Annotated in this window: 26 protein-coding genes, 1 tRNA gene and 1 rRNA gene; 12 read left to right on the plus strand and 16 right to left on the minus strand. The window is 49.0% G+C overall.

What is annotated here, in order from left to right; genetic code table 11:
• The first annotated feature begins 137 nt into the window (after positions 1-137).
• The 3 genes from rrf to SHD_RS03900 all read left to right on the plus strand — a co-directional run bounded on the left by rrf (position 138) and on the right by SHD_RS03900 (position 1084).
• Positions 138-253 (plus strand): 5S ribosomal RNA (gene rrf / locus SHD_RS03890).
• Positions 254-283: 30 nt separating this feature from the next.
• A tRNA-Asp gene (locus tag SHD_RS03895) sits at positions 284-360 on the plus strand.
• 211 nt (positions 361-571) lie between these two features.
• The gene (locus tag SHD_RS03900; protein ID WP_039977473.1) at positions 572-1084 is read left to right on the plus strand and encodes a DUF1993 domain-containing protein; all 513 of its coding nucleotides are present in this window, start codon (positions 572-574) and stop codon (positions 1082-1084) included.
• Positions 1085-1122: 38 nt separating this feature from the next.
• Here the strand turns inward: SHD_RS03900 and SHD_RS03905 are convergent, their stop codons facing one another.
• Genes SHD_RS03905 through SHD_RS03930 form a run of 6 tightly spaced genes read right to left on the minus strand, consistent with a single transcriptional unit; the run spans position 1123 to position 5037 of the window.
• Positions 1123-2439, minus strand: coding sequence for a sensor histidine kinase (locus SHD_RS03905; RefSeq protein WP_023265940.1), 1317 nt, complete (start codon positions 2437-2439; stop codon positions 1123-1125).
• A 2-nt stretch (positions 2440-2441) separates the two neighbouring features.
• A complete protein-coding gene (locus SHD_RS03910) occupies positions 2442-3104 on the minus strand; it encodes a winged helix-turn-helix domain-containing protein (protein WP_023265941.1) in 663 nt (220 codons plus the stop codon).
• The gene (locus SHD_RS03915) at positions 3104-3370 is read right to left on the minus strand and encodes a PepSY domain-containing protein (RefSeq protein WP_011715482.1); all 267 of its coding nucleotides are present in this window, start codon (positions 3368-3370) and stop codon (positions 3104-3106) included. Before SHD_RS03915 ends, SHD_RS03910 begins: the two co-directional genes overlap by 1 nt.
• Positions 3363-3926: a diheme cytochrome c gene (locus SHD_RS03920; protein WP_023265942.1), complete on the minus strand. Its 564-nt coding sequence runs from the start codon at positions 3924-3926 to the stop codon at positions 3363-3365. The genes SHD_RS03915 and SHD_RS03920 overlap by 8 nt, the downstream gene beginning before the upstream one ends.
• Before the next feature lie 47 nt (positions 3927-3973).
• On the minus strand, positions 3974-4408 hold the full coding sequence (locus SHD_RS03925; protein WP_023265943.1) for a DUF1924 domain-containing protein: 435 nt from the start codon (positions 4406-4408) through the stop codon (positions 3974-3976).
• A 50-nt stretch (positions 4409-4458) separates the two neighbouring features.
• Positions 4459-5037 (minus strand): cytochrome b/b6 domain-containing protein, encoded by a 579-nt coding sequence (locus tag SHD_RS03930; RefSeq protein WP_039977475.1) that lies wholly within the window; start codon positions 5035-5037, stop codon positions 4459-4461.
• 206 nt (positions 5038-5243) lie between these two features.
• Here SHD_RS03930 and SHD_RS03935 point away from each other — a divergent pair, with 206 nt between their 5' ends.
• Positions 5244-5666: a ribosomal maturation YjgA family protein gene (locus tag SHD_RS03935; protein ID WP_023265945.1), complete on the plus strand. Its 423-nt coding sequence runs from the start codon at positions 5244-5246 to the stop codon at positions 5664-5666.
• A gap of 28 nt (positions 5667-5694) precedes the next feature.
• Complete coding sequence (locus SHD_RS03940; RefSeq protein WP_023265946.1) at positions 5695-6183, plus strand: hypothetical protein; 489 nt, start codon at positions 5695-5697, stop codon at positions 6181-6183.
• Here the strand turns inward: SHD_RS03940 and SHD_RS03945 are convergent.
• Entirely contained in the window at positions 6180-7097 is a 918-nt protein-coding gene (locus SHD_RS03945; RefSeq protein ID WP_023265947.1) for a LysR family transcriptional regulator, read from the minus strand. The genes SHD_RS03940 and SHD_RS03945 overlap by 4 nt on opposite strands.
• A gap of 137 nt (positions 7098-7234) precedes the next feature.
• On the opposite strand from SHD_RS03945, the gene SHD_RS03950 reads away from it, so the two are divergent.
• Complete coding sequence (locus SHD_RS03950; RefSeq protein ID WP_023265948.1) at positions 7235-7996, plus strand: SDR family NAD(P)-dependent oxidoreductase; 762 nt, start codon at positions 7235-7237, stop codon at positions 7994-7996.
• Between the two features lie 69 nt (positions 7997-8065).
• Here the strand turns inward: SHD_RS03950 and exaC are convergent, their stop codons facing one another.
• The gene (gene exaC / locus SHD_RS03955) at positions 8066-9586 is read right to left on the minus strand and encodes an acetaldehyde dehydrogenase ExaC (protein ID WP_023265949.1); all 1521 of its coding nucleotides are present in this window, start codon (positions 9584-9586) and stop codon (positions 8066-8068) included.
• 369 nt (positions 9587-9955) lie between these two features.
• Between exaC and SHD_RS03960 the strand changes: the two genes are divergently transcribed.
• Positions 9956-11815, plus strand: coding sequence for a sigma-54-dependent Fis family transcriptional regulator (locus SHD_RS03960; RefSeq protein ID WP_023265950.1), 1860 nt, complete (start codon positions 9956-9958; stop codon positions 11813-11815).
• Positions 11816-11873: 58 nt separating this feature from the next.
• Here SHD_RS03960 and SHD_RS03965 read toward each other — a convergent pair whose 3' ends face one another.
• Positions 11874-13223, minus strand: coding sequence for an ATP-binding protein (locus tag SHD_RS03965; protein ID WP_023265951.1), 1350 nt, complete (start codon positions 13221-13223; stop codon positions 11874-11876).
• A 14-nt stretch (positions 13224-13237) separates the two neighbouring features.
• A complete protein-coding gene (locus tag SHD_RS03970) occupies positions 13238-13924 on the minus strand; it encodes a response regulator (protein ID WP_011621060.1) in 687 nt (228 codons plus the stop codon).
• A gap of 284 nt (positions 13925-14208) precedes the next feature.
• Here SHD_RS03970 and SHD_RS03975 point away from each other — a divergent pair, with 284 nt between their 5' ends.
• The 4 genes from SHD_RS03975 (at position 14209) to SHD_RS03990 (ending at position 16837) form a co-directional block, all read left to right on the plus strand.
• Positions 14209-14697 carry a Spy/CpxP family protein refolding chaperone gene (locus SHD_RS03975; protein WP_052030959.1) on the plus strand — a complete coding sequence of 163 codons (489 nt, stop codon included), beginning with the start codon at positions 14209-14211 and terminating at the stop codon, positions 14695-14697.
• A 50-nt stretch (positions 14698-14747) separates the two neighbouring features.
• Positions 14748-15638, plus strand: coding sequence for a cation efflux pump FieF (gene fieF, locus SHD_RS03980; protein WP_023265953.1), 891 nt, complete (start codon positions 14748-14750; stop codon positions 15636-15638).
• Between the two features lie 45 nt (positions 15639-15683).
• Entirely contained in the window at positions 15684-16094 is a 411-nt protein-coding gene (locus SHD_RS03985; RefSeq protein ID WP_039977477.1) for a hypothetical protein, read from the plus strand.
• Between the two features lie 188 nt (positions 16095-16282).
• Positions 16283-16837, plus strand: a complete 555-nt coding sequence (locus SHD_RS03990) for a porin family protein (RefSeq protein WP_023265955.1) — start codon at positions 16283-16285, stop codon at positions 16835-16837.
• A 68-nt stretch (positions 16838-16905) separates the two neighbouring features.
• Here SHD_RS03990 and glnG read toward each other — a convergent pair whose 3' ends face one another.
• The 6 genes from glnG to ppnP form a co-directional block, all read right to left on the minus strand.
• Complete coding sequence (gene glnG / locus SHD_RS03995) at positions 16906-18321, minus strand: nitrogen regulation protein NR(I) (RefSeq protein WP_039977478.1); 1416 nt, start codon at positions 18319-18321, stop codon at positions 16906-16908.
• A gap of 37 nt (positions 18322-18358) precedes the next feature.
• Complete coding sequence (glnL, locus tag SHD_RS04000) at positions 18359-19405, minus strand: nitrogen regulation protein NR(II) (RefSeq protein WP_011715498.1); 1047 nt, start codon at positions 19403-19405, stop codon at positions 18359-18361.
• 121 nt (positions 19406-19526) lie between these two features.
• Entirely contained in the window at positions 19527-20060 is a 534-nt protein-coding gene (locus SHD_RS04005) for a DUF4124 domain-containing protein (RefSeq protein WP_023265957.1), read from the minus strand.
• Positions 20061-20323: 263 nt separating this feature from the next.
• Positions 20324-21481, minus strand: coding sequence for an iron-containing alcohol dehydrogenase (locus SHD_RS04015; protein ID WP_023265959.1), 1158 nt, complete (start codon positions 21479-21481; stop codon positions 20324-20326).
• A gap of 145 nt (positions 21482-21626) precedes the next feature.
• Positions 21627-22223, minus strand: coding sequence for a TetR/AcrR family transcriptional regulator (locus SHD_RS04020; protein WP_023265960.1), 597 nt, complete (start codon positions 22221-22223; stop codon positions 21627-21629).
• A 116-nt stretch (positions 22224-22339) separates the two neighbouring features.
• Positions 22340-22651 (minus strand): pyrimidine/purine nucleoside phosphorylase, encoded by a 312-nt coding sequence (gene ppnP, locus SHD_RS04025; protein ID WP_023265961.1) that lies wholly within the window; start codon positions 22649-22651, stop codon positions 22340-22342.
• A gap of 310 nt (positions 22652-22961) precedes the next feature.
• On the opposite strand from ppnP, the gene SHD_RS04030 reads away from it, so the two are divergent.
• Positions 22962-24917 carry a methyl-accepting chemotaxis protein gene (locus SHD_RS04030; protein ID WP_023265962.1) on the plus strand — a complete coding sequence of 652 codons (1956 nt, stop codon included), beginning with the start codon at positions 22962-22964 and terminating at the stop codon, positions 24915-24917.
• The last annotated feature ends 113 nt before the right edge of the window (positions 24918-25030 follow it).

Raw genomic sequence — 25030 nt, forward strand, 5'->3', positions numbered from 1 at the left:
GGCTTAACCATACAACCCAGATGGGTTTTACAAGCACTTAGCTTGAATATGAACACTTAAGAAGTGTAACTCAAACCAGCTTTCCGAATTTAATTTACTGCCTGCGACAATAAGACGGGTAGTGAATAACAAATTTGCTTGGTGACAATAGCATTGTGGTCCCACCTGATCCCATCCCGAACTCAGAAGTGAAACGCAATCGCGCCGATGGTAGTGTGGGGTCTCCCCATGTGAGAGTAGGTCATCGCCAAGCGCCTAATTTGGTCAATGACCAGACAGAGTTGGAGCGGTAGTTCAGTTGGTTAGAATACCGGCCTGTCACGCCGGGGGTCGCGGGTTCGAGTCCCGTCCGCTCCGCCAACACAAGAGATAAGCCTCATCGAAAGATGAGGCTTTTTTCGTTTATGCATTGAATAAATTTACTCACCAGCTCAGTTTGATATCCATTAGCGTTGATGTTTTAGCGAATAGTGAAATAAATCTTTATCTCGCCTTGTTGAAGTAGCCCCTTTTGCCCCAAGATAATCGGAAGTGCTGCAATCTGGTGGCGTTTATCACAGGAGTTTATGTCATGCTTTATGATTTAACAGCTGTTCAATTTAGCAAGATGCTGAAAAATTTGAGTCTTATTCTGGAGAAGGGTGAGGTTTTTGCCAACTTGAAGAAGGTGGATATGGCGGTGTTATTGAATTCCCGCTTAGCCCCCGATCAATTTAATCTGATCCGTCAGATCCAGATCGCCTGTGATACCGCTAAGATTGGGGTCGCGCGTCTGACGGGTAATTTAGAAACTGTGCCTAAGCATGATGATACTGAAACGACGCTACCTGAGCTGCAAGCACGTATTGCTTCTGTTATCGAGTACTTAGCTCAATTTACTGAGGCAGATTTTGCCGATGCGGCGACTATCCATGTTTCTCAACCGCGTTGGGAAGGTAAGTATTTGACGGGGTATGAGTTTGCGATTGAGCATGCCATCCCGAACTTATATTTCCATGTGACGACGGCCTATGCGATTCTGCGCCACAACGGTGTGGATGTGGGTAAGAAAGATTATCTTGGCCCTATGCCTTACAAGTCGTAAAGCCCATCGCACAGCAGAGCATTAGCTTTGCTGTGCGCTTAATGCGGCAGAGGCAATATCACGCTCACCTTTAGCCCGCCAAGTACTGAATGCGTAAAGCTAAGTTCCCCCTGATAACTCTCGACAATATCTTTGCAAATCGACAGGCCTAAACCATGGCCTTGAATGCTCTCATCGAGCCGAATCCCTCGCTCCGTAATCACAGCTAAATCGCTATCCGATACACCTTCGCCATCGTCGCTGACATCTATTTGATACGCTTGATTGCTGGTATTCGTCTGCTTAATACAAAGCTGTATCTGTCGATGTGCATGCTTGCAGGCGTTATCGAGCAGATTGCCAAGCAGTTCCAGCAAGTCGTCCCGGTCGAAGGGCATGACCAGTGTTTTATCAAACTGACTATCAATTTGACGCTCAGGATAGATGCGTTGCATCACTTGGATAAGTGGCGGCAGATCGTCATTGAGCACGGTAAAACGCCCAGGCGTTGAAAGCCCAACGATTTTAGTGCGTTTAAGCTCTCGCTCAATGATATGGTGCAGATCCGCGAGCACCTTACTGCCTTCGCGTCTTTGATCAGGCGCTAGGCTCTCGAGGTATGATTGAAGCCCTTGCAGAGGACGTTTCATTTCGTGGGCAAGATTACCCAAGGCATTGCGTGAACGTTGCACCCTCTGCCCAAGTTGATTCATGAGGCGTTCGATTTCCTCAATCAAGGGGCTAATTTCTGTTGGCGTGTGCTGGGTATCGATTTCTTGCCCTTGGAGCCGCAGTTGCCTGATGGCATCTGGCATTTGCTCTAGCGGTTTAAAGCCCCGTTTGAGCAACAGATGCTGGGCAAATAGCAGGATCATAATGGTCAGCAGTACCACTACCGCCGCAAAGCCTAGAAAGCGTAATTGGGTTTGCTCGAGCGAGCTTATGTCTTCCGTCACCCACAGGGTAATGGTTTGCCCATTCTTGACTATGGTCTGGCTGAACATCAGCCAGTGCTCCTGGCCTACGTATTGAGTGGCTTGTTGTTGCTCGCCAACTTTAAGATTGGGGAGTGAGACTGCATGGTCAAACAGCGAGCGCGAGCGTAATAACTGTTCACCGATGTTAATCGCAAAGTAGTGGCCCGAATTGACCCTGTGATACACATTGGGAAGCCTGTCGGCACTCAGTGTCCAAGTGCCATCGGCTTGCGGCTCTAGGGCGGAGATCAGGCTATCGGCATCGTGTTGCAGGCGCGAGGCAACAAAGTCTTGGGTTAAGATTTGAATGCCTTGAAACAGTAAATACAACAATAGCGCCATGGCGCAGGTGAGGGTGATAAGCAGATTGCGGGTGAGGTAGGCTTTGAGTGAATACACGCTTAGGCATCCTTGAGTCGATAACCTTGGCCGCGTCGCGTTTCGATATAGTCTTTGCCTAGGCGTTGGCGGAGTCGGTTGACGTACACTTCAATCACATTGCTGTCTTTGATTTGTTCCTCTTCGTAAATGCGCTCACTCAACTCGGATTTGGACACAATCTTAGTCGGGTTGGCCATTAAATAATGCAGCAGGCGGTACTCAATCTTAGTCAGCTCGATAACGTCCCCTTCGGCATTGGTCACCGCTTGTTTATCCACATCGAGGGAGACGCCCGCATGTTGCAGCAGGTTGTCGGCACGGCCAAAGTGGCGGCGGATCAGCGCTTCTAATCTGGCGAGCAGCTCCTCAACATGGAAAGGTTTACCGAGATAATCGTCGGCGCCTGCCTTAAGGCCATCGACGCGTTCGTGCCAAGCATCGCGAGCCGTAAGAATTAACACTGGCATCAGCAGGCCCTTTTGGCGCCATTGGCTCAGTACGCTTAAGCCCGGCTTACCGGGCAAGCCTAAATCGAGGATCACCGCTTCGAAGGCTTCTTCCTCACCAAGAAAAGCGCCATCGATACCGTTATTGGCATGTTCAACCGTGTAGCCCGCCTTGTTAAGGGCGGGAATGAGCCGAGCCACTAAGTCGGCATCATCTTCAATCAAGAGTAAGCGCATCAGTCGACCTTTTCCTTAAGCCATTCACCCGTTTTGGCATCAATCTTAATCTCATAGACAATGCCATCGTCGCGCAGGATTTCGAGTTCATAGATGATGCGCCCGTGCTTTTGCTCGACCTCGAGGTCGAGCAAGCGCCCCTTAAGGCGCGACTCATAGCGTTGCATTATGGTGTCAAAGGGTAATACTTTACCCTCCTTCACCCATTCGACCACTTTGTTGGAGAGGTCTTCATCATGGGCTAGACAGCTTGGGCTGTTAATCATCCCAGCGACCAAAGCCAGGAATATTAACGGTATCTTCATCGAATATGCCCTTCTCTGCGAGGTTATGGCAATTGCTGCATTGGCTGAATGAGCCGACTTTGGGGTTATCTTGCACCATGCGTCTTGGGAGCTCATCGTGCTTACGGATAAAAAATGCTTGCTCGGTAATTTTTTGCGGCCCCATGCCAGCAATCAAAGGTTTGCTATTTTTCATCACCTTACCATTTTGCGCAGCATGTTGAACGAGATATTGCTCAATTCTAGCCGCTGCTTCAGGCGCTAGGCTGGCATCATCACCAAAGTGATTGCTTAGGTTGCTGGTAATTGCCTGCCATTTTTCGGCGGGCAGTAAATTTGCGGGATACGCCATATGGCAACTACCGCATTCTGCCGAGTATTCTGCATTTTGTGGGATAGCTTGATTCAGCTCTCGACCATCGTCGGCATAACCTGTACTGGTAAAGGTCAAGCTGAGACCTACGGCGCCTATCGCAAGGGCGAGGGCGGTGAGTGTGGAACCTACAATCCAGCTTAGGGGATGGGCTTGTTTAGTCATGATATTTCCTTAGGTTTTACTGATTAAAATGAATGTGAATAACGCCGTTATTGCAAACTGAGCCACAGCAGTACGTCGCCTTTCTCTTGAGGCGTGCACTCGCGTTTAAAGGTCCAGTTACAGTTGCGGGTAAACCATTTCTCAATCTTGGCTGCATCGGTTAAACGGTTACTGGTGAGTGACGGCGCCATGGCCTCGATGGGCTTTCGGGTGTTTTGATGCATGCCTGGGTCTGTCACTTTGGCTGTGTGGCAGCTGGCACAGCTGCGATTCTCACTCTGCTGTAGCCACAGTGCTTGTCCAGCCGCGGCGCTAAAGGGGCCTGCGCCTTGTGCTTGATATTGTTGCAGTTGTAAGCCGATTCGCTCGGCGCTGAGTGGCAAGCTGGCGACCTTGGTATTGGCGGCACTGGCATTAACACTGCTGAGCAATACCGCTGTTAGTGCCAATCCCATCAGGCTTTTATTCAGGTTGTTGTTCATGTCTAACTCCTTTGAACGGTCGATTTCGACGGTTATTGATGTTCATCTTGTTAGATCAGTGGGCGCTGCTTTTTACCGGTCAGCATGGCTCTAACGAGGTTTTCCTTATGCAGCAGGCTGCTGACGATCACGCCGCCGACATGGATGACGATAAGAAACAGGCTAAAGTTGGCGAAAAACTCATGTACTTCCTTCAGGGCGCCCTCGGGCCAAGTGGCGAAAAAGCTTGTGGCCAGAGGACCTTGGCCATCGGTGGCATAAAGTGCCATGCCGGAGAAGCCAGTGAACCCTATGCTGAGGATCAGGGCGACTATCATGAGTGCGCCTGCGGGATTGTGGCCGATATAATCCTTAGCCTTGCCCGTGAAGAGTTCTTTCAGGTAAGCCCATGCGATGCTCGGACGGGTGACAAAGTTGATAAAACGCGCATGGTGAGTGCCAATCACACCCCATAACAGGCGAAATACCAGTAGGGTTAAGATGCTGTAGCCAGCGTAACTGTGGATATTCATCCATTCGTCTTCACCTTCGGTGAGGTAGGCTAAGGTAAAAAAGCCCACCAATGACCAGTGAAAGATACGGATCAAGGGATCCCAGACTTTGATGTTTTGCTGCATATTTGAGGACATGATCTGTTGCTCCTAAGGTGGTGTGCTTGCAGGCTACTAAAGCCAAACTTAAACGGCGCTTAAATTTTGCGGAGTGAACTTGCCTGGAGTTCTGATGAGTGAACTGGGTAAATAAGTGAGAAATCCATCGAACTAAGCTTGTTAAGCTATTGGTATTCAGCTAGATTTTGCCGCTTCATCTTCGAGAGGTAAGGGATTAACCGTTTATGCCAGTCCATCTTTTTAGCCGTCGGCCCGATCGAAAATCTTTTTTAATTTATGCGGTGTTGCTGTTTATCATCGAAGTGTTGATCGCGCGTTTTGCGCCTCCGGGGTTTATTCGCGGTTTTGTCGGTGACGTGTTAGTGGTGATCCTGTTGTTTTGCATGGCGCGCACGCTGGTGCCCGTGGTGAATGCAAAAGGGGAGTCAATCAATCGGTTTTGGCACACGCCATGGTTGGCGCTGGCTGTGCTGCTGTTTGCCTTCGCTATTGAATTTGGCCAGTATTGGGGCTTAGTGGACAAACTGGGACTGGGCGGCAATCGTTTAGCGCGAATCGTGATTGGTAGCCATTTCGATCCACTCGACTTGCTAGCGTATTTTGTCGGATACCTAATTTTGATGGGCTTGTATTGGAAGCGAAATTAGCGATTTCAAGGCACTGGGAGGATACCGCATGCAGCCGATAACTGCCTTCACACTGCGAGTGTCCGATACCGAGGCGCTCACTCAGCCTTTATATTTCAATCAGCAAGTTGCTGGGGTCAACATCGCAGGAAGGCAGCTTGAAGCCCAGTACTGCTGCACCTTACCCAATGGCGCCCAAGGCTATTTACTGCTGACCTCCTACGATTGCCCCTTTGAAGAGTCGACCGAGTGCAGCCTGCTCGATGCAAATTTTAAATTAGTGGCGAGTCGTTCCCTCTCGCAGAGCTATCATTCGTTTTTACTCTATGCCCATTGGCCAGTTTCGGATAATGGCCTGCGGCTGCATTACTACGATCAGCTAGTTTGGGATTTGCATATTCTGCCAAGCCGTCTAGGTAGGTTCGGCGGGCCACGTCTCGAATTTAACCCAATAGCCAAGCCTGAGTGCGATCCCCGCACGGCAAGCTCGATGGCGGAACTGTCGCAGCGGTTAGCGAATATCGAGACTGGCCGTTAACGCGATACTAAAAAAGGCGTTAGCAGCTCGGTTAACCAAGCCATAAATACCTGAAGGCGTTTCGAAAGATGGCGTCTATGGGGATAGAGCAAGCTCACTGGCATTGAGGGCGCAGGGTAATCTGGCAAGATCTCAATCAGTTCGCCAGTTTGGAGATATTTAGCCACCCCAATATTCGGCGCTTGAATAATCCCTAATCCTGCGAGACAGGCCGCGCTGTAGGCATCGGCATTATTGACTGTGATTAGCTTAGGTAAGGCTAGGGCGCATAGTTCGTGATTATCTTGGCTCAGATACTCAAATCCTGAATCGCTGCCGCCTAACTGGCCAACGTAGTGGATAAGCTTATGCCCTTGGCTAAGCTCTTCTAAACTCGATGGTTTGCCGTATTTTGCGATGTAGCTTGGGCTAACGCAGTTAAGCATCTTAAAGTGGCCAATCTTTTTGGCGATAACGCCTTCTTGCAGCACGCTGCCAACGCGGATCACGCAGTCAAAACCTTCGGCGACGATATCGACTTTACGGTCGGTGCTGCTTAGCTCCAACTCAATTTGGGGATATTGTTCAATAAAGGCAGGAAGATGGGGAAGCACTAAGTTTCGCGCAATCCCTGTGGACATATCGACTCTTAAGCGACCGGAAACTTGCGCCGCCTGCAGTTGGAAGAGGCTTTCTAATTCTTGATAGTCGGTGAGCAAGTTTTTGCAGCGCTCATAACAACTTATACCGTCTTGAGTGAGGCGCACCGTGCGGGTGGTGCGTTGCAGTAAGCGTGCCCCTAGTGCGGTTTCGAACTGAGCCACTACATTCGACACATGGGTTTTCGACAGACCAAGGCTGATACTGGCTTGAGTAAAACTCTCTAATTCAGCCACCCGCATAAAAATTTGCATGGCTTGTAGTCTATCTTGCATCGCAATTGTTCTCTATTGGCTAACAGTCTTGCCATTTATAGTGTGTTTATCCCTCTTTGTGCAAGTAATAAGCTGTGTGCTGTGGGATCGCCATGCTGTGCGGCGGCATTAACATAGATGAATGAAGAGGATACACAATGAACACAACTCCCATCGCGCTGATCACAGGTGCAAGCCGTGGTTTAGGTAAAAATGCGGCCCTGACCTTAGCCGCCCAAGGTGTTGATATTATTCTAACTTACCAAAGTAATACCGCTGCGGCCGCCGAGGTGGTAGCGGAAATTGAATGGCATGGACGCAAGGCCGTCGCTTTACCGTTAGATGTGGGTGATAGCCAGTCCTTTAGTGATTTTTCGCTGCGCGTAAAAGCCGCACTCGAACAGACTTGGCAGCGGGATAGTTTTGACTATCTCGTTAATAATGCTGGGATTGGTATCCATGTGCCTATGGCTGAAACCAGTGTGGAGCAGTTTGATACTCTGATGAATATCCATGTCAAAGGACCTTTCTTTTTAACTCAGGCGTTGCTGCCTCTGCTTGCCGATAACGGCAGTATTATCAATGTCTCTACGGGGTTAACGCGCTTTGCTGTCCCGGGGTTTGGCGCCTACGCCACCATGAAAGGCGCGGTCGAAACCATGACCAAATACTGGGCGAAGGAGCTTGGTCCACGCGGGATCCGCGTCAATGTGCTGGCTCCCGGTGCGATAGAAACGGACTTTGGTGGTGGTGCCGTGCGGGATAATCCACAAATGAATGAGTTTTTAGCGCAGCAAACGGCTTTGGGGCGGGTGGGGTTACCCGAGGATATTGGCGGCGCAATCAGTGTCTTGTTGTCACCCGCCGCGGCGTGGATAAACGCCCAGCGTATCGAGGCTTCTGGCGGTATGTTCTTATAGTTCAATGCGATAAAAATAGAGAAAGGGCCCATGGCCCTTTCTTGTGAGCAAGGCAAAGTTTCCGTTTGGTTAGAAGAACCCGAGCGGATTGATATCGTAACTCACCAATAGGTTTTTGGTGTTTTGATAGTGATTGAGCATCATCTTGTGGGTTTCACGGCCGATGCCCGACTTTTTATAACCGCCAAAGGCCGCGTGGGCAGGATAGGCGTGGTAGCAGTTAATCCAAACGCGACCCGCTTGAATACCTCGACCTAGACGCTGGGCACGGTTCATATCCCGAGTCCATACACCCGCACCAAGGCCGTATTCGGTATCGTTGGCAATTGCCAAGGCTTCGGCTTCATCCTTGAAGGTGGTGACCGAAATAACCGGGCCGAAGATTTCCTCTTGGAAAATCCGCATCTTATTATGGCCTTTCATGATCGTTGGGCTGATGTAATAGCCTTTACTTTGTTCGCCTTCGAGTTGGCAGAGCGAGCCGCCTAAGAGCACCTGCGCGCCTTCATCTTTACCAATCGCGAGATAGCTTAAGATCTTATCGAACTGTTCTTGGGAGGCTTGTGCGCCCACTTGGGTGGTGGTATCCAGCGGGTTGCCCTGCTTGATGGTTTGCGCCCGGGCGAGAACTTTTTCGATAAAGCGATCGTAAATCGACTCTTGGATTAATACCCTTGATGGGCAAGTACAGACTTCACCTTGGTTGAAGAAGGCCAGCAACATGCCTTCGACGGCCTTATCTAAATACTCGTCTTCGTGGTCCATCACATCGGCGAAATACAGGTTAGGCGACTTGCCGCCAAGTTCGACGGTTGATGGGATCAGCGATTCGGCGGCACATTTTAAGATGTGGTAACCCACTTCGGTGGAACCAGTAAAGGCCAGTTTAGCGATGCGTTTGCTGGTGGCGAGGGCTTGGCCCGCTTCGGCGCCAAAACCGTTGACGACGTTAAGGATGCCTGGCGGTAGTAGATCTTCAATCAGCTCGAGCAGCACAAGGATAGATACGGGCGTTTGCTCGGCGGGTTTGAGTACTACGCAGTTGCCCGCGGCGAGTGCAGGGGCGATTTTCCATGCCGCCATCAACAGCGGGAAGTTCCACGGAATGATTTGCCCGACGACACCCAATGGCTCTGGGAAGTGATAGCTGACGGTGTTGCCATCGATATCGGCGGCGCTACCTTCCTGTGCACGAATGCAGCCTGCAAAGTAACGGAAGTGGTCGACAAACAGAGGCAAGTCGGCGTTGAGGGTTTCGCGCACTGCTTTACCGTTTTCCCAGGTTTCGGCAACGGCTAAGTATTCGAGATTTTGCTCAACGCGATCGGCGATACGCAGCAGTAAATTCGCACGCTCGGTGACCGAGGTTTTGCCCCAGGCATCCTTAGCGGCGTGGGCAGCATCGAGCGCCAGTTCGATATCGCGGTAGTCGGAGCGGGGAATTTTACAGAAGTTTTGACCATTGACGGGGGAACGATTATCGAAGTATTCGCCGTTGACTGGGGCAACCCATTTGCCACCGATAAAGTTGGCGTATTTTTCTTTAAAGTTAACGATGGCACCAGCGGTTCCGGGTTGAGCATAAATCATAGTGTTTTCCTTCTGTGGCTGCCGAATACGCTAAATGTGCAGCGTCTCAGCAATGGGTCTTGTTGAAATGGGTTTAAGCACTGTTGTTATTTTTATCCATTGCCAATCGAGTTGACTGACAAAGCTATTGATTAAGTTGGTGTTCTCTTACGCAACACTTGAGCACTGCGTACAAACAAACATCGCAAGGACAGTGCCAAACTGGCAGGAGTTGTACACTTGTTGAGCTAACAGTATGATGAAAAGCTAATTTTGCAGGTCCCAAACAATAGGGGCACTCACGGAAGGAAAGGTGCCCTGTGGTCATTTTGTCATCCAACGACACACTGTGGGTGTGCCGAAATGGAACAGTGCTCGGGGAGCTTGGCTATGACAGTAAAACCGCATTTTCCAACCACGCAGGCATGGTTAACCGATTCATGGCAGCGTAGCTTAGGTGCTGGCTTGTCAGAGTTTCGTGCCGGTGAGGATCTTAGGCTCACGCGTTCGGAGCTCAAACATAAACATGAACAATATCAGCAGCTCATCGAATTAGTACAATCCCATGCCTTGCCGCTATTTAATCAACTGATGGCGCACTCTAATAGTCGATTATTGCTCTCCGATGCCGACGGTTATGTGCTGAAACATTGGGGGGTGAGCCGCTATTCCAGCAAGCTGGCGGATGTGGCGCTCGATATTGGGGTCAACTGGCTAGAAAAGTATAAGGGCACCAATGCAATAGGCACGGCGCTCACGGCCAAGCAGGCGGTGTCAGTGGTCGGCGAGCAGCATTTTATCCGCCAAAACCGTTTTATGAGTTGCACCGCTTGCCCGATTTTTTCGCCCCAAGGTGAGATGCTCGGAGTGCTTGATATTACCAGTGAGCAGCAACGGCATTCGCAGCAAACCTTAATGCTTGTGTCGAGTCTGGCGCAGCAGGTCGAAACGGCGCTGCTGTGTCATCTGCCCGATAGTCATTATCGAATCGATTTCGCGGCACAGCCGAGTCTATTAAATTCCGGTTGGCAAGGCATAGTTATCGCTAGCAGTGACGGGCGGATTGTGGGTTGTAATCCCATGGCTAAACAATTGCTGAGCCAAGCCAAGCTGGGTGACAGTTTAGAGCAACATCTCGGCGACAATTGGGCGCGAGCGGGTGGGTTTCACCCCGATTCGGCGCTGCATATGCAGACGCAAGCGTTAGCACTGACGCAGACGAAAAGTACCAGAACCCTTCAAAATAAACCCTTGAACCAATTGGGTGTCAGGTTTCGCGACCCGTTACTTGAGCGGGCCTGGCAGCAGGCGAATAAGGTGATCACTAAGCAGATCCCCCTACTTGTGCTTGGCGAAACGGGTGTCGGTAAGGAGCAATTTGTGAAAAAGCTCCACGCCCAGAGTGCTCGCCGCGCGCAGCCCATAGTTGCAGTAAACTGTGCAGCCCTACCCGCTGAGTTGGTTGAGTCTGAGTTATTTGGTTATCAGGCGGGGGCCTTTACTGGCGCCAATCGAACTGGTTTTATCGGAAAGATCCGCCAGGCACACGGCGGCTTTTTGTTCCTCGATGAAATTGGCGAGATGCCACTGGCGGCGCAGAGTCGTTTACTCCGGGTATTGCAGGAGCGCGAGGTCGTTCCCGTCGGTAGTAATCAAAGCTTTAAGGTCGATATTCAGATCATCGCCGCGACCCATATGGATTTAGAGTCGCTGGTGGCGCAGGGGCTGTTCCGTCAGGATTTGTTTTATCGCCTGAATGGATTGCAAGTGCGCTTGCCTGCGCTGCGTGAACGGCAGGATATTGAGCGCATCATCCATAAATTGCACCGCCGTCACCGCAGCAGCGCGCAAACCTTGTGTACTGAGTTGTTGGCGCAACTGATGCGTTACGATTGGCCCGGCAACCTAAGGGAGCTGGATAACCTAATGCAGGTGGCTTGTTTGATGGCCGAAGGTGAAGCTGTACTCGAGATCAATCATCTCCCCGATTACCTTGCTCAAAAGCTAATGAACTTGGCGTGTGAGTCGCAGACCTTAACTGAGGTTGTCGAAGCAGAAGCAACGGCACATCCGCACGAACTGGCTGAGCCGAGCTCCGTCACCATCGACTCGCTCCACGGAACCATTAATCTGAATGTGTTGCAGGCTTACCGCGCCTGCGAGGGCAATGTGAGCCAATGCGCTAAGCGTTTGGGGATTAGCCGTAATGCCTTGTATCGCAAGTTAAAACAGCTAGGGATTAAGGATTAACGGCAGTTGACTGTTGATGATATAAGCCCCGCAAACTGAGTTAGCGGGGCTTATGTTTTTAGGTCGGTAAACTGATATTGACTTCGAGGCCGTGGGGCTGGCGATTCTCAGCTCTGATTTTACCTTTGTGGGCGCTAATGGCGGCTTCAGTAATGGCGAGTCCTAGGCCCCAGCCGCCGCTTTCCCGCTGTCTTGCCGAATCGGGGCGATAGAAGGGTTTGAAAATCGCCTCAAGCTCCGCAGGATCAATCCCCGGACCATCGTCTTTAATGGTGATCTGTACTTGGCCGTTGGCTTGGCTCGCACGCAGATGAATATCGCTCTGGGCATAACGAATCGCATTGCGCAGCAGGTTTTCTATCGCACGGGACAGGGATTTCGGATAATGGCTGAGTTCGATGGCTTCATCGATATCGATAGTGATCTTCTTACCCTGTTGATCGGCTTCAAACTCGGCGTCATCCAACACTTGACTGAGGGACTCGGCTAATCCGAGGCACACCTTGGTCTCATTGGTGCTGAGTTTGACCCGCGACAACTCCAAGAGCTCTGCGATCAATTTCTCTAGTTGCTCGGCCTCGTAGGCGATACGGTCGGTTTCCGTAGTCTGTTGACCTTTCTTGCGGGCCAGTGCCAGTGATAATTGTAGGCGGGTCAGTGGAGTGCGCAATTCGTGGGAAATATCCCCCATCAAACGTTGCTGATTCTTGACCATGGCCTCAATCGAGTCCGCCATGCTATTAAAGGCGGTGGCGAGCTGGCCAATTTCATCGTTCCGTTGAGTGGTCGCCTTATCGACGCGATTGCTGAGATCACCTTCGGCGAGGGCATCGGCACTTTTCTTGAGCGAGTTTAATGGTTTACCTAAATGCCAAGCGAGAATGGCGCACAGTAATCCCGAGAGCACTATGGCTAGGCTTAGGGTGAGCAGCTTGTTTTCGATAAAGAAGAAGAACCAGGGACGAGGGTGAATATCCGGCAAGCGACCATAGAGATAGTAGGTTTCGCCTTGGAGGGTAAATTGGTGCGGGCCGAAGACCAATTCATCTTTAAATTGATGACTAATTGGCTGCTTTTCTTCATCAGCCATTAGCATAAAACTACGCACACCACGGCTGACTCGATTGGTGTTAATCACTTGGCCTTGGCTGTTGGCAAGATAGAGCCTAAGGGGTTTGCCTTCCATATCGCCACGTCTTTCCCAACGGCGCAGAAAATCAGATGTGACTAGCTCGGGATTGTCTTGAATACGCTGCGCTATGCTTGCCAGCACTTTTTGCAGATGCGGCGGAATTGGGGCGCGGTCATGATTTTGCTGCAGCAATGGCAGCAGGCCGACCAAAGCGATAATCAGCGAGCTACAGATCCAAAATCCGAGTAGTAACTTGATAAATAAGCGATTAGGCACAGTTGTTTCCGCCGTTATGGTAGCCAGATATAACCTTTGCCACGGATGGTTTTCACCCTAGGTCTGCCATCGCTACGCTCGGGGAGTTTTTTGCGTAGATTCGAGAGGTGCATATCTAGGCTGCGGTCGAAGGGCATGAGTTTTTTGCCGAGCACTATCTCGTTAAGCTCTTCTTTATTCATCAATTCACCCGCATGCAGCGCTAGCGTGTGTAGCAGTGTAAACTCGGTTCCCGTCAGAATAATCAGTTGCTCATTGCAGTAGGCTTCTTGGCGTGAGGGATCTAAGCGTAAATCACCAAACTCCTGCGCCGGGGTGGCGTGAATTTCTTGGGCGGTTAAGTGTGAGCGGCGAATGATGGCGCGAATCCGAGCGATAAGCTCCCTGTCATTGAAGGGTTTCGGTAAATAGTCATCGGCACCGATCTCAAGCCCTACCACACGGTCAATTTCATCACCTCTGGCGGTGAGCATCAGCACTGGAGTTTGCTTGTGTTGGCGCAGGGCGCGTAGCACTTCAAAACCGTTTAATTTAGGTAACATCACATCGAGTAAGATCAGATCGTAATCCCCTGCAAGGGCAAGTTCTAGGCCTTGCTTGCCATCATAGGCCAGCGTGAGCTTAAACCCTTCGAGTTCGAGTAATTGTCCGAGGAGTTCTGATAAACCAAGGTCATCATCGATTAATAATATCCGACTCATAGTGTTCCTTAATCTGGGTGAACTGGTGTAAGAGTCGTGCGCTAAACCGCAGGCTCTTTTAGTATTTTGCCTGAGTATACCTCTTTTGATGTCAATTGCTGTGTAGCAATGTAAGCCAAAGTAAAGAATAGGGAATTTGTTAGTTCTTGTCGCAACTTTACACTGATTTACTCAGGTCACGCCCTCACTTACATATGACGCTTTAGACTGTAATCGTCGAAAGTGATTCGGCTTTTAAAAGGGTCGTCACTGTATCTTGTCTTTACACTATTGAGGTTAACATGATGAAAACATTATCTCCTTTAAAAGCTGGTGTATTTGCCATCCTAGCAAGCACTGCGGTATTCGCGACCACTGTTAATGCCGAGCCTGGCCAAGGTTGTGACCATCCTCGTGGTGAGTTCCATAAACACGGTGAGCGTATGGGCCATGACGGTATGCACAGAATGTTTGAAGGCTTGGATTTAACCGATGCACAAAAGGCTGATATCAAAAAGCTGTTTGCTGAGCAACGTGCAGCTCGTAGCGACGACAAACCAACTAAGGAGGAGCGTTTAGCGCATCGTGCTGAAATGCAGGCATTGATCACCTCCGCGACCTTCGATGAGGCGCAAGCTAAGGCATTAATGAGTGCACAACAGGAAAAACGTCAAGCCCAAGCGATTGAACGGATGAAGATGCAAAATCAAATCTACAATCTGTTGACACCCGAACAGCAAGCTAAGTTTAAAGCGCGATTTGAAGCACAAGCTGGTAAAGAACCTCGCGGTTAAGCTTGTAAGCTGATATACAATAGGGTCATAGCTTCCCGATATAGACCCCTATGACTCAGACTTCCCAATACGATTTTTGGGTCAAACTGGTGAGTCGCGCTTCCGTGGCCACCGCTTTGACCCTTATTATAATCAAACTGTTAGCTTGGTTGTATTCTGGCTCGGCCAGTATGCTGGCATCCTTAACGGACTCCTTTGCCGACGCGCTCGCCTCAATCGTCAACTTTATTGCCATTCGTTACGCCATAGTCCCCGCTGACCATGATCACAGATACGGCCACGGTAAAGCGGAGCCATTAGCTTCACTAGCGCAATCTGCTTTTATTATGGGCTCAGCCTTTTTGTTGTTGTTTTATGGTGGTGAACGTTTGTTGAATCCTTCTGCCGTAGAAAATGCCACTTTAGGGGTGGTAGTTTCTGTGGTCTCAATTGCATTGACCTTAGCCTTAGTGATGTTGCAAAAGCGGGCGCTTGCAGTAACCAATAGCACTGTGGTCGAAGCCGATTCCTTGCACTATAAGTCGGACTTATTCCTCAATGGCGCGGTATTATTAGCGCTGGTCTTTTCCCAGTATGGTTGGTGGTGGGCAGATGGGCTGTTTGCTGTGCTGATCGCTTGTTATATAGGTCAGCAGGCCTTTGATTTGGGTTATCGCTCGATTCAAGCTCTGCTCGACCGGGAGTTGGATGAAGATACACGCCAGCGAATCAAACAAATTGCCAAGGAAGATCCAAGGGTTTTAGGGATGCATGATTTACGCACGCGCCAAGCGGGTAAGACTATCTTTATTCAATTCCATTTGGAGTTGGATGGTAACCTGAGCCTGAACGAAGCCCACAGTATTGCCGATACGACGGGACTCAGGGTGAAGGCCGCCTTTGAAGATGCCGAGGTGATTATTCACCAAGATCCTGTGCAGGTGGACGGTCCAACGAGGTAATTACTGTGGTCAATTGAGTTTGCCATATAAGCCAAAGGAATGGTTATGTCATGGATGCAACAACAGGCTCACACTTTAGGTGACAATACTCGGCTGATTTGCCGTTATCATCGATTATCGACCCGCTTTGAGTTAATAGCCGAACATGCCCCCGCCACGAGCGCGGGGTCAGGTTCAAAACTCCCTGAACCGCATTTAGTCAATCCTCCTATGGGCGTTTGGAGCGAGCTTATCCTGCGCCAACCTTTATATTATTGGCCGAGAACGATTCCATTTAATATTGCACAGCGGGACTACCGACTGCATATTTGGCCCTTGTTGATGTGGCGCAGCCATGTGACGTGTGGGCAATCGGGGAGGGTTGTGATTATTGAATGTCTCGATGAGCGAAAACGTCGTTCCCTTATTCGTTGGTGTTATTTCATTATTATGAATTTATTGCGAGCAGTAAGTTAATGCTTAGTATTTAAAATAGCGTGTTTAACTTAGCATATAAGTTTGTCGCATTTGTTATAGGGTTGAATTAAAGCTGAATCGTTCCTGTATAAAATGTATTTAGTCTTTATAAACTGTAACCCTTATTATTTGTTTGTTGTAATATCCGCAGCGTTTAAAGACTCAAGTTAACTCGTTAGGGAAATATAATGAAAAAACTATCTTTAGTTGCGGCATCTTTATTATCTGCTTTAGTCGTGGGCCAAGCTTCAGCGGCTGATACTACTGGTTTTTATGTAGGTGGCGCACTAAACCGTGTAACGGTAGACGCTTTTGATGACTCTGAATCAGGTACAGGTTTAGGGGTATATGGTGGATACAACTTCAACGAGTGGTTTGGTTTAGAAGCCAATTTATTTGCGACTGGCGATTTAGGTGATAAGGATGTTGATATTTCTGCTGGTGCTTTCTCGTTCACACCTAAGTTCACCATGCAAATCAATGATATGTTCTCTGCCTATGCCAAAGTAGGTGTTGCATCTATGGCTGTGAAAGTTGAAGCTCTAGGCTTCGATGAAGACTTTACTGGTTTTGGCTGGACCTATGGTGTTGGTGTTAATGCCGCAGTGACTGAGCATTTAAATGTTCGCTTGAGCTATGATGTCACTACAGGTGATTTAGATGCTGACCACAATTATCTAAATGTGAAAAATATCGACACTGATATTAAGCAATTAGCAATTGGTGTGCATTACCAGTTCTAATTATTTAGACTGAGTCTAGATAATAAAAAAGGGATAGTAATATCCCTTTTTTGCTTTTAAATGGATGGTTAATCCATAGACAATTCTTTGAGTTTTCGCGTTAAGGTATTTCTTCCCCAACCTAAACGTTTTGCCGCTTCTTGTTTATGCCCTTGGGTATGGCGTAATGCTGTTTCCAGCAAAATACGTTCAAAGGCTGGCTGAACTTCGGTTAATAAATCGCTATTTCCCTCAGACAGTTTTTGGTCAATCCACTCTGTGAGTGCCGATTGCCAATCTTGGCTGCCTTTTGCCATAGGATTAATGCTGGCGGGCTCTTTAAGTAGCTCTGGCGGTAAATCCTGGGGCAGAATTTCTTGCCCTGAGGCCATGACAGTGAGCCAGCGACAGGTATTCTCGAGTTGTCTCACGTTCCCAGGCCAAGGCAGTTGCGATAGCTTAGCGGCGGTCTCTTTGGTGAGGATTTTTGCCTCGACACCAATCTCCTTCGCGGCGGAGGCTAGAAAGTGGGTCGCCAGTTGGGGAATATCCTCACGGCGTTGTGACAATGGCGGCAAGTGAATACGAATCACATTGAGCCGATGGAATAGGTCTTCCCTAAAGCCGCCTTTGAGCACAAGTTGCTCCAGATCTTGGTGAGTTGCGGCAATAATCCGCACATCGACTTGGACAGCGCTATGGCCGCCAACGCGATAAAATTGCCCATCGGCGAGCACTCGCAGTAGGCGGGTTTGCACGTCCAGCGGCATATCGCCGATTTCGTCTAAAAACAGGGTGCCGCCGTTAGCTTGCTCAAAGCGTCCTTGTCGCACGTTGGCCGCGCCGGTGAAGGCGCCTTTTTCATGGCCGAAGAGTTCAGATTCGATTAGATCTTTAGGAATTGCCGCCATATTTAAGGCGATAAAGGGTTTGTCTTTACGTGGGCTGTGTTTGTGTAATGCGCCAGCAACTAGCTCTTTACCCGTACCCGATTGGCCGTTGATCAGCACGCTGATTGAGGAGCGTGATAACCGGCCGATGGCGCGAAATACCTCCTGCATCGCGGGCGCTTCACCGATGATTTCGGGGGTTTTTACTTGAGCATCCTGTGCAGCTGGCGTGGGGCTTTGCTCGGTCGCATGGGTCAGGGCGCGCTCGACAAGGGAAATCGCCTCATCAATATCGAAGGGCTTGGGTAAATACTCAAACGCTCCCGCCTGATAGGCGCTGACAGCACTGTCTAAATCCGAATGCGCAGTCATGATGATGACTGGAATATGCGGGTAGTGGATTTGCAGCCTTTCTAACAGGGTTAAACCATCGGTGCCCGGCATACGAATATCTGAGACTATGACCCGTGGCTGGGAAATCTCTAATGCTTGCCAGAGTGATTCGGCCGCGGCAAAGCTAGCGGTGCTGAGTTTTGCGCCTTGGAGCGCCTTTTCGAGCACCCAACGTATCGAACTGTCATCGTCGAGGATCCACACTTGTTCACTCATTCGCATTTTGCTTCCTCATACGGTATGTATTGGTTTGTCTTGATTATTTAGCGCTTAAAATCGGTAACGAAATGATAAATTCGGTATGCCCAGGGCTGGATACACAATCGATTCTGCCCGAGTGTAATCTGGCAATGTTATGGGCAATCGATAGGCCCAGTCCCGAACCTTGCTCACGACTGGTGACCATGGGATAAAACAGCGTGTCCATCAGCTCTGGTGGTATGCCTGGGCCATTGTCGATAATGGACAGGGTCAGCACTAGCTTGTGGCGCTGCGAACCGATAGTGACCTGATGTTGCGTGCGGGTGCGGATTAGGATTTCGCCACCTGTATGCTCAAGGGCTTGCACCGCATTCTGCAAAATATTCAGCACGGCTTGTTGCATTTGGTCGGGATCCATCTCGATATCGGGGATCGAGGGATCATAGTCACGCTTTAGCTGAATATTGGCGGGCAGGGCCATTTCCACCAGTTTATAGACCTTCTGCACCACTTGGTGAATGTTGTGCAGGCTATGTTGGGTCGGTCGCTGCGGGCCGAGCAATCTATCCACTAGGCTGCGCAGACGGTCGGCCTGCTCAATGATAAGATTGGTAAATTCCTTTTGTGCTGGATCGTCTAATTCCCGCGAGAGCAATTGTGCCGCGCCACGCAGGCCGCCCAAGGGATTTTTGATCTCGTGGGCTAAGTTACGAACAAGGAATTGCGCCGCCTGTTGCTGGGCATCTTGGCTGAGTTGCTGGTGGATCCGGCGTTGTTGGTCGACCTGTCTCAGTTCAAGTAGGCTCAGTTGCGCTTCATCTTCGAGCGGGATCAGCGTTAGATCGACGGTATGATGTTGGGCATCTAAGGTCACTAAGGTGGCGGTATTGACCGTAAGACCTTGGCCTGCTTTCACCGCATCGCTCAGGATCTGCGCTTCAACGCCAAGTGCTTGATAATGCTCCGGCAGGGCTTGCTCGACTAACCTATGGCTGCCGACACCTAACAGTTGCTCTGCGGCGGCGTTGGCATAACAAGGCTTAAGATCCTTATCGATGACAAGTACCGCGGTGACTAAATGATTAAGCAGAGTCTCTTTATCCATCTACCGTTCCTGAAAATAGGGTTGCACCATTATGTTGCACCGATTTGGTGCAGGCTGCAACTCGACTTCATCAAACGGCTAGATTGAACAAAAACGACCTAATCAATTGTTATTAAATAGTTTAATTTGATTTTGGTTGCTTCTTCGGGACTGGATTCATCGCCGCTTGATGAAGAAATATCTTTCGTGGAGAGCTAGATGCAAAGACTTTGCCGTTTTGAGTCATGGCATCGACAACAATAGTGTGTTCACCACGGTCGATGTTCTTAAGTTGGAAGATGCCGCCCATTTGAGGCTTACCTATCGTTTGTCCGTCGAGTTTTAACGCCATCAAATACTTGCTTTTGACCTCTGGGGTGACAGTAGCGATGACTTGAAAGTCTCCGTTATTGTCTCTTACGGTTTCCTCTTCTGTAGGGGAAGTGATGACGACTTGATACTGGATTTGTTGGATCACTTGCGAGTCATTCGTGTCATTTTTTACGGGGGGCAGTGCAATTTGATTGAGAGTTTTCTCTTTTAACTCAACAACCTCGGCATTGGGGTGTGGCTCATCTGAGTAATGGACTCTGCCATCCTTATCGACCCATTTGTAGACCGTTGCCTGCGCGAACAGACTGAGCAGCAATAAGCTGATGAGGGTGAATGCACGCATGCGAAAGTCCTTTTGCCTTGGAGATGAAGTTCTACAAGATTAGTCGTTTTTTCATCAAAAATCATGGTGTTTATTCAGCTCGCTTAAGGTGTGGCGTAGGAATAATCGCGGGCTTGATTTTATTCCTCCAAACCTGTGGTGAGCACGGCTCTGGCGACAAATATGTGGTGGATGAAAGCGAGAGCAGCTTTGCTGTTTAGGTGTGCCTCTTTTGGGGGAGCGTCAACGCACCACTATGGTGCGTTGACGGCGGCGACTAAAGCTTAGAGCGCCAAGGTTAAAATATCGCGGCTCATGGCAGGATCGATATTGCCATGTTCGCCTAGGGCAACCATGCCATGCTGCTCAAGCTGAGTGACGACGGCATCGACGGCTTCTTTCCCTAAATCGTAGGCAGATAAATGGGTTGCAATGCCCATAGTTTCGAAAAAGTCTTGGGTTTTCGCAATCGCGGCCTCAATACGTTCGTCTTCAGAGCCGGTGTTGATATGCCACACTCTGTCTGCAAACTGCAGCAGCTTTTCACGTTTCGCAGCTTTAGTGCAGCGCAATAATGCTGGTAATACAATGGCTAAGGTGCGGGCATGATCAATATCATACAAGGCTGTGAGTTCATGGCCGATCATATGTGTTGCCCAGTCGTGAGGTACACCCGTCGCAATCGTGCCATTGAGTGCCATGGTCGCAACCCACATCAAGTTGGCGCGAATATCGTAATCTTCGGGCTGTGTGAGTGCCTGTGGCCCTAGTTCAATCAAAATTTGCAGCAAGCCTTCGGCGAATCTGTCCTGCACCGCGGCATTAACCGGATAGGTGAGGTACTGCTCCGTGATATGCACAAAGGCATCGACCACGCCGTTCGCCACTTGTCTTTCTGGCAGGGTGAAGGTCTTAGTAGGGTCGAGGATTGAGAATTGCGGATAAACCAAGTCGTTACGGAACGGCAGCTTAGCTTTCAATGATTTACGAGTCACCACGCTGGCGTTGTTCATCTCTGAACCCGTCGCAGGCAAGGTTAACACCGAGCCAAATGGCATGGCTTGAGTCAAATTTGTGCCCCAGCTGGTGAGGATATCCCAAGGCTCGCCTTCAAATACCGCTGCCGCAGCAACAAACTTGGTTCCATCGATCACTGAACCACCGCCGACCGCGAGTAAAAAGTCGATATTTAATTCACGAACTTGCTCGACAGCCTGCATCAGGGTTTCGTAGGTTGGGTTAGGCTCGATTCCTTCAAACTCGACCACGAAACGATTTCCAAGCGCTTGTTTTACTTCGGCTAAGGTGCCAGTTCGTCTGGCGCTGCTGCCGCCAAATAACACCATGACTCTGGCATTGCTAGGCACTAAGGTGTCGATTTCAGCTATGGTGTTTTTACCAAAGTGGATTCGGGTTGGGTTGTAGTAGGTGAAATTGAACATACTGCTATTTGTCCTATGGTTGGAAAATGATTTTAGTAGACCAGTCGTCTAGTTTTGGGTGAAATTAGAAAGTAATCATGCCGATAGGCAATATCTTTTGTTAATCAAAGTCTTGTGTAGTAATCGAGCGCTAATGACAGTGGTATTAACTTACTGACTTGGTCGTTAAAATAACTTTCGTCGTAGCTAGTGCACGCTCTAAGGCCGTGTGACTGTGGCCGAGCTTATTCATCAGACTGGCACCGAGCCACATGTGATACAGCAACTCTGCCGTTGCTTGAGCGTCTTGGTTGCAGATGGAGTTATCGGCAATCCCCGCTTGAATGCACTGGGTTAGGCGTTCAATGATCCCTGCTGACCCCTGTAAAAGCACAAGGCGCATGGCCTCAGAGAGATCCGCCACCTCAGCACTTAGCTTAACGACTAGGCATTTTTGATCAACACAACCGTCCTGCTGCACGTGCAACCATTTTTGCCAGTACTGCATTTGGCGCTCAAAGCCTGAGAGTTGCGAGTTGGCAAACAAGTTATCAAGCTCTGCTTGATATTGTTCAAAGTACCCTGCTAACAAGGCCTCGCCGAATTGTTCTTTGGACTTAAAATAATGATAAAACGAGCCTTTTGGTACTTGGGCTGCCTTGAGTAATTGGGCTAAGCCTAGGCACGAAAAGCCTTGTTTAACGATCAGTGAGTAACCGACGTCAAGAATATGCTGGCGTGTAGATTGGGTTTCAATTTTCATGGTGAAGTAGCATAAAGCAAATTAGACCATTCGTCTAGTGATATGATTTACATCAGAATAGATACCAATTGACAGGGAAATGCCTCAGTCGAGTAAGCATTCCCTGTCTAAACGTTTTACAGGTAGCTGCAGCAATACTCGGCTATTACACTGTTACGGATTTTAAAGCTGACATTGGCTGCGAGTTCGAATTGGCTTCCTTCGCTAAAGGTTTGCCAGGCTGTGCTATTTGGCAGTAATACCTCAAAACTGCCACTGGTGACTTGCATGATTTCACCCTGAGAGGTCGAAAACTCGTATTCTCCGGGGAGAACCACGCCTAAAGTCTTCTTACTGCCATCGCTAAAGAATACGCTGCGGCTGGCAACTTTACCCTCAAAGTAAATATTGGCTTTTTTAGCGACCGAGACTTGCTCAATTAACTCCATTTTACGCTCCCGTAGTGTGTGAATTGAATTTGTATTCAATTTAATGTGATTTTTATGCAATCGTCAATCTCAAGTTTTTCATCGCTATAGTAACGAAGCTGTTTTCTATCATATTTTGCCGTTTTATAGGGTACTTAAAAACATGCATAAATGTTTTTAGATCATTTTATGCCTCACTCAATTAGGGGGGCGTACTGAATAAAAAAATGTCCTCACTTTGTTGATGACTCAATCTTCACCTATAGTTTTAAGTATCATCCATTAAATAGCAGTAGCAATGGAATCTTGAGTGCGACAAGGAGTGTCTTCCATGGGTTTTACGCGTAAAATTCAACTGATTAGTCTGTTAATTGTTCTCTTACCTTTGATCCTATCGACCGCGATAGTGACCTATCTTGCCAAGAATGAATTATTTGCAGAGGCACAATCGCGTTTGCTTGCCGTTCGAGAGATCAAACAGCGACAGATCAATAGCATGTTTCAAGATTTTTCCGATAACTTGCAGTCTGTCAGTGCGGTGATTTCTAGCCAACCAAATTTAGATGCCCTGAGTGATTTAGATCCAACCCTAAAATCCCTTAATAAACTGCTTGGTTTCTATGATCTGTTTATTATTTCCGACGATGGTACGGTTTTTTATACTGTGGCAAAAGAGCCTGACTATGGAACCAATCTACGCACCGGACCTTATCGTACTTCAGGGCTCGCACAGCTTTTTGATAAGGCGCTCGCCACATCAAGTACCGTTTTTTTGCAGGATTTTTCAGCCTATGCACCTTCTAATGGACAAGCTGCAGCCTTTATTGGACAAGGGATACAAGTCAATGGGCGGCATATTGTCGTAGCAGCACAAGTGTCGATAGAACGGATTAATAGGGTGATGCAGATCCGTGAAGGCATGGGGCAAACGGGTGAAACTTATCTTATTGGTCCCGATAATCGTATGCGTTCGGATTCATTTTTAGATCCTATTAATCGAACCGTTGCAGCTTCTTTTGCGGGCACAATTAGTCAAAATGGTGTTGATACTGTCGCGGTAAAAGCGGCGTTAGCTGGCGAGCAAGGTGTTATGCAGGTTTATGATTATAATCATAATCTAGTTCTTTCTGCCTATTCGCCCGTCGTTGAGATGGGACTCAGATGGGGATTAATGGCTGAGATTGATGTGAGTGAAATAGCCGCGCCTGCTTACCATATGATGTATATAGGTTTGATGGTTTGTGCTTTATCTGTGGTACTCGCGATAGCCGCGGCAAAACTCGTGACCAGCTTTGTACTCAAACCTTTAGGGGGCGAACCCGAAGACATGTGTCATTTAACCAGTCTTATCGCCTCAGGGGACTTAACTCATAGCTTGTCGCACGCCCATGCCGATAATCATTTGATGAGTTGGCTTGCGAGAATGCAGACCAAATTAAAGGAAATCATTAGCCAATTGGTGGGTATGGGTCATGAGTTGGAATCCGCTGCAGAACAAAACTCTGCGGCAATGTGTCAGGCTGATAGTAGTATTCAATTACAGGCCAAAGAAACAGACATGCTGGCCACGGCCGTTGAAGAGATGAGTTATGCCGCCGCCGAAATCAGTATCAATACGATGAAATCTTCCGATGAGGTGGCGTCTTGTACTCAGTCGAGCAGTATTCTTTCACAAAACCTTGCAAGTACACGCCAAAGTTTGAAGGTGACGTTAGCCAGTTTTGCCGCCATTCATCAGCAGGTCGGTAATCTTGAGGCAGATAGTCAAAAGATAGGTAGTGTTTTGGATGTGATTAATGCGATTGCTGAGCAGACTAATCTATTAGCACTTAATGCTGCCATTGAGGCGGCTAGAGCGGGTGATCATGGCCGAGGATTTGCGGTGGTCGCTGATGAAGTTCGGCAACTCGCTGTTAAGGTACAAGAGGCAACGCAGGATATTGGTAAGGTGTTACAGGGTATTCAACAGCAATCCGGCGTGCTGGCACAGCATAGTGTGACGTGTTCATCTGAGGCCTCTAAAACTGCAGAGGATGCCGAGGGCATGCAAGCTGCGGTGGATGATATCGCCCAGCGGTTGGAAACGCTAAAAGCCTTAATGATCCAAACGGCAACGGCCGCAGAGGAACAAACCACTGTGTCGGCAACTATTGCTCAAGGCATTGCCGGTTTGAGTGCCGCTGCAGAGGAAAACAGTGCTGCAATAAGTCAAGTCGCCGCTAGCACGCGTAGCTTGCTAGGGCTAGCCAATCAACTTGGTTTAACAACGGCTCAGTTTAAGGTATAGGTAAGCAATACCAAGCAGTTGCAGTATTCTAGCCATTGGGGACTGCAATTGTTACTGAGTTGTCTGTTATACATCCGCCAGCAGGGACTCTCTGGCGGATTTTTTCTTTAGCG

Origin of the sequence: Shewanella decolorationis S12, assembly GCF_000485795.1 — a bacterium.
Classification (GTDB): domain Bacteria; phylum Pseudomonadota; class Gammaproteobacteria; order Enterobacterales; family Shewanellaceae; genus Shewanella; species Shewanella decolorationis.

What these genes read in the sequence shown, in the direction of transcription:
- SHD_RS03900 (WP_039977473.1), top strand. Translation starts at nt 572, where the DNA reads ATGCTTTATGATTTAACAGCTGTTCAATTTAGCAAGATGCTGAAAAAT.
- SHD_RS03910 (WP_023265941.1), bottom strand. Translation starts at nt 3,104, where the DNA reads ATGCGCTTACTCTTGATTGAAGATGATGCCGACTTAGTGGCTCGGCTC.
- SHD_RS03915 (WP_011715482.1), bottom strand. Translation starts at nt 3,370, where the DNA reads ATGATTAACAGCCCAAGCTGTCTAGCCCATGATGAAGACCTCTCCAAC.
- SHD_RS03920 (WP_023265942.1), bottom strand. Translation starts at nt 3,926, where the DNA reads ATGACTAAACAAGCCCATCCCCTAAGCTGGATTGTAGGTTCCACACTC.
- SHD_RS03925 (WP_023265943.1), bottom strand. Translation starts at nt 4,408, where the DNA reads ATGAACAACAACCTGAATAAAAGCCTGATGGGATTGGCACTAACAGCG.
- SHD_RS03930 (WP_039977475.1), bottom strand. Translation starts at nt 5,037, where the DNA reads ATGTCCTCAAATATGCAGCAAAACATCAAAGTCTGGGATCCCTTGATC.
- SHD_RS03935 (WP_023265945.1), top strand. Translation starts at nt 5,244, where the DNA reads ATGCCAGTCCATCTTTTTAGCCGTCGGCCCGATCGAAAATCTTTTTTA.
- SHD_RS03940 (WP_023265946.1), top strand. Translation starts at nt 5,695, where the DNA reads ATGCAGCCGATAACTGCCTTCACACTGCGAGTGTCCGATACCGAGGCG.
- SHD_RS03945 (WP_023265947.1), bottom strand. Translation starts at nt 7,097, where the DNA reads ATGCAAGATAGACTACAAGCCATGCAAATTTTTATGCGGGTGGCTGAA.
- SHD_RS03950 (WP_023265948.1), top strand. Translation starts at nt 7,235, where the DNA reads ATGAACACAACTCCCATCGCGCTGATCACAGGTGCAAGCCGTGGTTTA.
- exaC (WP_023265949.1), bottom strand. Translation starts at nt 9,586, where the DNA reads ATGATTTATGCTCAACCCGGAACCGCTGGTGCCATCGTTAACTTTAAA.
- SHD_RS03960 (WP_023265950.1), top strand. Translation starts at nt 9,956, where the DNA reads ATGACAGTAAAACCGCATTTTCCAACCACGCAGGCATGGTTAACCGAT.
- SHD_RS03970 (WP_011621060.1), bottom strand. Translation starts at nt 13,924, where the DNA reads ATGAGTCGGATATTATTAATCGATGATGACCTTGGTTTATCAGAACTC.
- SHD_RS03975 (WP_052030959.1), top strand. Translation starts at nt 14,209, where the DNA reads ATGAAAACATTATCTCCTTTAAAAGCTGGTGTATTTGCCATCCTAGCA.
- fieF (WP_023265953.1), top strand. Translation starts at nt 14,748, where the DNA reads ATGACTCAGACTTCCCAATACGATTTTTGGGTCAAACTGGTGAGTCGC.
- SHD_RS03985 (WP_039977477.1), top strand. Translation starts at nt 15,684, where the DNA reads ATGTCATGGATGCAACAACAGGCTCACACTTTAGGTGACAATACTCGG.
- SHD_RS03990 (WP_023265955.1), top strand. Translation starts at nt 16,283, where the DNA reads ATGAAAAAACTATCTTTAGTTGCGGCATCTTTATTATCTGCTTTAGTC.
- glnG (WP_039977478.1), bottom strand. Translation starts at nt 18,321, where the DNA reads ATGCGAATGAGTGAACAAGTGTGGATCCTCGACGATGACAGTTCGATA.
- glnL (WP_011715498.1), bottom strand. Translation starts at nt 19,405, where the DNA reads ATGGATAAAGAGACTCTGCTTAATCATTTAGTCACCGCGGTACTTGTC.
- SHD_RS04005 (WP_023265957.1), bottom strand. Translation starts at nt 20,060, where the DNA reads ATGCGTGCATTCACCCTCATCAGCTTATTGCTGCTCAGTCTGTTCGCG.
- SHD_RS04015 (WP_023265959.1), bottom strand. Translation starts at nt 21,481, where the DNA reads ATGTTCAATTTCACCTACTACAACCCAACCCGAATCCACTTTGGTAAA.
- SHD_RS04020 (WP_023265960.1), bottom strand. Translation starts at nt 22,223, where the DNA reads ATGAAAATTGAAACCCAATCTACACGCCAGCATATTCTTGACGTCGGT.
- ppnP (WP_023265961.1), bottom strand. Translation starts at nt 22,651, where the DNA reads ATGGAGTTAATTGAGCAAGTCTCGGTCGCTAAAAAAGCCAATATTTAC.
- SHD_RS04030 (WP_023265962.1), top strand. Translation starts at nt 22,962, where the DNA reads ATGGGTTTTACGCGTAAAATTCAACTGATTAGTCTGTTAATTGTTCTC.